The 4,504-nt window shown below is 68.3% G+C and carries 4 protein-coding genes; all 4 read right to left on the reverse strand.

Going from position 1 to position 4,504, the window contains the following annotated elements:
* Positions 1-3: 3 nt before the first annotated feature.
* Positions 4-1,107 (reverse strand): sugar ABC transporter substrate-binding protein, encoded by a 1,104-nt coding sequence (locus A2U95_RS23935; protein WP_206283048.1) that lies wholly within the window; start codon positions 1,105-1,107, stop codon positions 4-6.
* A gap of 127 nt (positions 1,108-1,234) precedes the next feature.
* Complete coding sequence (locus A2U95_RS23940) at positions 1,235-2,437, reverse strand: ROK family transcriptional regulator (protein ID WP_166026645.1); 1,203 nt, start codon at positions 2,435-2,437, stop codon at positions 1,235-1,237.
* A 154-nt stretch (positions 2,438-2,591) separates the two neighbouring features.
* Positions 2,592-3,530: a carbohydrate ABC transporter permease gene (locus tag A2U95_RS23945; protein ID WP_166026646.1), complete on the reverse strand. Its 939-nt coding sequence runs from the start codon at positions 3,528-3,530 to the stop codon at positions 2,592-2,594.
* Positions 3,531-3,534: 4 nt separating this feature from the next.
* Complete coding sequence (locus tag A2U95_RS23950) at positions 3,535-4,461, reverse strand: carbohydrate ABC transporter permease (RefSeq protein WP_166026647.1); 927 nt, start codon at positions 4,459-4,461, stop codon at positions 3,535-3,537.
* Between the last annotated feature and the right edge of the window lie 43 nt (positions 4,462-4,504).

The following is a 4,504-nucleotide window of genomic DNA, read 5'->3' on the forward strand; positions in this document are numbered from 1 at the left end:
CGCTTACTTGCTGAGGCCGGCCTTCTCGCACGCCTTGGCGAACTCGCCGGCGCAGATCTCCTCGACCGTGTACAGGCCGTCCTTGACGACGGTGTCCGCGATGTTCTTCTGGGTGACGGACACCGGGGCCAGCAGCTGCGCGGGGACCTTGTCGCCGGAGCCGCTGGTGACCTCCTGGGAGGCCTGGGACTTGATGTCCTTGCCCTCCAGCAGGTTGACCGCGAGCTCGGCGGCGGCCTCGGCCTGCGGCTTGAAGGCCTTGTAGACGGTGGAGTACTGGGTGCCGGCGACGATGCGCTGGATGGCCGCGAGCTCCGCGTCCTGACCGGTCAGCGGGATGTCGCCGATGCCCTCGCCCTTGAGGACGTTGGCGATGCCGCCGGCCATGCCGTCGTTGGCGGCGTAGACGCCGGCGATCTTCTTCTTGCCGAGCTGGGTGATGGCGGCGGACATCTTCTCCGCGGCGACCGTGTCCTTCCAGAGACCGGTCTGCTCGTAGGCGATGTCGACCTTGCCGTCGAGGGCCTTGTGCGCGCCCTCCTTGAACTGGGCGGCGTTCGGGTCGGCGTCGTCACCGTTGATCATGACGATCTTCGACTTCTTGCTCGCCTTGTCGCCGAGGCCCTCGAGCAGGGCCTCGCCCTGGAGCTGGCCGACCTTGACGTTGTCGAAGGAGACGTACGCGGAGACCGGGCCCTGCGCGAGGCGGTCGTACGCGATGACCTTGACGCCCTTGGACTCGGCCTCCTCCACCGAGGACTTGATGGCCGCGGAGTCCTGGGCGCTGACCACGATCACCTTGACACCCTTGGTGATCATGTCGCTGACCTGCTGCGCCTGCTTGTTGGGGTCGGCGCCGGCGTTCGCGTACTCGACGGTGCAGTCGGAGCAGAGCTCCTTGACCTTGTCCTCGAAGTAGGGCTTGTCGAACTTCTCGTACCGGGCGGTGACCGTGTCGGGCAGCAGCAGGCCGATGGACTTGCCGCCCTTGTCGCCGGAACCGCCCTTGTCCTTGGCGTCGTCGCCCGCCTTGCCACAGGCGGCCACGGACAGAGCCATGGAAACAGCGGCAGCGCCGATGACGACGCTACGAATCTTGGCGTTCATAAGAGGAGTGCCTCCCTGACGCGGCCGCACCGTCGCGGCCGAGGTAAGTGACCGAAGTCAACTCGAAATCGATGTTTGACGTCAAGAAGTGAATACTTAACGGTCTGGCAACGACAGGCTGTGTTCTCTAAGTGAACGAGTTGGGCACGGAGCGTAGCGGCGTGCCCCCGAGCAGGGACGCGTCGCCCACCTCGTTCAGGGCGAGGGCCAGCGCCCCCAGCACCTCGGCCCGGCCGCCCAGTCCGCCCGGCACGACGGAGAGTTGGCGTGCGGCGCTCGGGATCGCGTACCGTCCCACCGACTCCCGGATCGGACCCAGCATCAACTCCCCCGCCTCCGCGAGGTCTCCGCCGATCACGATCCGGCCCGGGTTGAGGAGGTTGCACAGGTTGGCCACCCCGCTGCCCACGTGACGCCCGATGTCGCCGATCATCCGCCGGCAGCCCGGGTCGCCCTCCTTGGCCAGGCGCACCATGGCCTCCATGGTGAGTTCCGGGCCGTGGGTCGGCCGCAGCAGCGGCAGCACGTAGCGGGCGGCGGTGAAGGTCTCCAGACAACCGCGGTTGCCGCAGCGGCAGACCGGCCCGGACTCGTCCAGCGTGATGTGCCCGATCTCGCCCGCCGTGCCGCCCGGGCCGCGGTAGATCTTGCCGTCGATCACCAGGCCGGCGCCGACGCCGCTGGCCACCTTGATGTACGCCAGGTCCCTGACCCCGCGTCCGCTGCCCCAGGTCAGCTCGCCGAGGGCGCCGAGGTTGGCATCGTTGTCCACGTGGACCGGGACGCCCAGCCTGGCCTCCAGCTCCTCGGCCGGGCGGGTGCCGCGCCAGCCGGGCAGGATGGCCGTGGAGCCGAGGGTGCCGGACTCCAGGTCGATCGGACCAGGCACGCCCAGACCGACGCCGGCGATCTTGCTCCGGTCGGCGTCGACGCTGTCGATCAGGCGCCTGACCAGCTGTTCCGCCCGGTCGAAGCCCTGAGCGGCGGAGACGTCGACGTCCAGCGGCTCGGTCTCCTCGGCCAGCACCTGGTGGGCGAGGTTGCCCAGCGCCACCCGCAGGTGGGTGTGGCCGAAGTCGATGCCGACCACGATCCCGGCGTCCCCGCTGAGCGAGACGGACCGGGCGCGGCGGCCGCCCGCCGAGGTGGGGGTCACCTCGACCATCCCGGCGTCCTTCAGTTCCCGCACGATGTTCGAGACGGTCGCGGCCGACAGACCGGTGGTCCGGGCGATTTCCGCCTGGGTCAGGGATCCGGCGAGTCGTACCGCTCTGACCACTCTCTCCAGGTTTGCCCGGTGCAGTGACGACTGCGAGCCTGGAGTCTCCACGACGACCTCCCGCACGGGGCCGCTCCGGCGAGGCCCCGCCTTGTCCAACTAGTGAAGTCCAAGCTGACCGGTTTCCTTACCGTTGCGTCAAGAGGTGGAACCGGATCGTTGAACGGGAGGCGAACGCGGGGCGTCTGCTTCGGTCCGCTTCGGCCTACTTCAGGGCCCCCGCGGTGAGCCCCTGGACGACCTGCCGCTGGGAGACGACGTACGCGCCGAGCACCGGCAGCATGGCCAGCACCAGGCCGGCGAAGAGCGCCGCCCAGTCGCTCTTGTAGCCGGCGACGGCCGTCATCTGCACCAGGCCCTGGGTGAGCACCTTCTGCTCGGGGTCGGTGCTGAGCACCGTCGGCAGCATGTACTGGTTCCACTGACCGAGGAAGTTGAAGATGCCGACGCTGATCAGGCCCGGCTTCGCCATCGGCAGCATCACCTGGAAGAAGGTCCGGGTGTGCGAGGCCCCGTCGACGAAGGCGGCCTCCGCGATCGAGGTGGGCAGCGTGCGGAAGAAGGACGTGAGGAAGAAGACGGTGAACGGCAGCGAGTAGGCGATGTAGACCAGGATCAGCCCGTGGGTGGTGTTCAGCAGGCCCACGTTGTTCACGACGTAGAACAGCGGCACCAGGGCGAGCATCACCGGGAAGCTCATCCCGCCGACGAACAGGAAGTAGACGAACCGGTTGCCCGGGAAGTCGAACCGGGCCAGGACGTACGCCGCCATGGAGCCCAGCACCAGTGTGCCGGCGAGCGAGCCGCCGACCACGACCACGGTGTTGAAGAAGTAGTCGCCGATCTGCGCCTCGGTCCAGGCCCGCGAGAAGTTGTCGAAGTGCAGGCGGTCCGGCAGCGACCAGGGCGAGGTGAGGATCGACCGGTTGTCCTTGAAGGCGGTCATCACGGCCCACAGCAGCGGCAGGGTGACCATGATCGCCCAGATGACCAGCACGCCGTGCGAGAAGACGTTGAGGACCTTGCCCTCCCCCCGGGCGGTCCCGCGCGCCGGGCGTTCGGGGCGCTCCGAGGCCTGGGGGGTCAGGAGGGCGGGGCCGGGGAGGACGGCGTCGTCGCCGGGCGGCGGGGTGTTGGTCTTCATCTCGTCAGTACTCCAGCCGCTCGCGGCGTCCCAGCCGCATCACGAGGGCGGCGAACGCCAGCGTGACGACGAGCAGGGCGACGCCGATGGTGGTCGCGTAGGCGGCCTGACCGTCACGGAACGCCTTCTGGTACACATACAGGACCATGACGGTGGTCGAGTAGTCGGGGCCGCCGGGGCCGACCGTCATGATCTGCACCACGGCGAACGACTCGGCGCCCAGGGCCAGGATGCCCATGTAGACCCAGCCGGACTGCACGGTGTCCCAGAGCAGCGGCACGGTCACCTTGAAGAAGGTGGTGAACCGGCCGGCGCCGTCCAGCAGCGCGGCCTCGTAGAGCTCGGCGGGGATCGAGGCCATGCCGGCCGAGAACAGCACCACGAAGAAGCCCACCGTCGCCCAGACGACCACGGCCATCACGCACCACAGCGCCAGGTCCGGGTCGCCCAGCCACAGCGGCTGCACGCTCCCCAGGCCGACGGCGTCGAGCGCGGAGTTGATGGCGCCGCTCTTCGGGTTGTAGATGTACTGGAAGAGCAGGGCGACGATGACGATCGACAGCACCTGCGGGAAGAAGTAGACGATCTTGTACGTCGACGACCCGCGGACGCCGGTGACCGCCGGCCCGCCGCGCCGCTTGCGCCCGCCGACGTTGACCATGAAGGCCAGGAAGAGCGCCAGGCCGATGGTCACCAGCGGCACCAGCACCGCGAACAGCACGCTGTGCCAGAGCGACTTCCAGAAGACGTCGTCCTGGACCATCCGCGTGTAGTTGTCGATCCCCACCATCGAGAACTCGGGGCTCAGCCCTGACCAGTTGGTGAACGAGTAGAAGATCGACTGGACGAACGGCCAGATCACGAAGATGGCGTACAACGCCAGGGGGGCCGTCAGGAACCCCACGATGAACCGGTACTTGCCGTGCTGCATCCGCTGGTGACCCGATCTGTGCGACGGTGGGTGCGGCGGCGGA

Origin of the sequence: Streptomyces chilikensis (genome assembly GCF_001642695.1) — a bacterium.
Taxonomy (GTDB): domain Bacteria; phylum Actinomycetota; class Actinomycetes; order Streptomycetales; family Streptomycetaceae; genus Streptomyces; species Streptomyces chilikensis.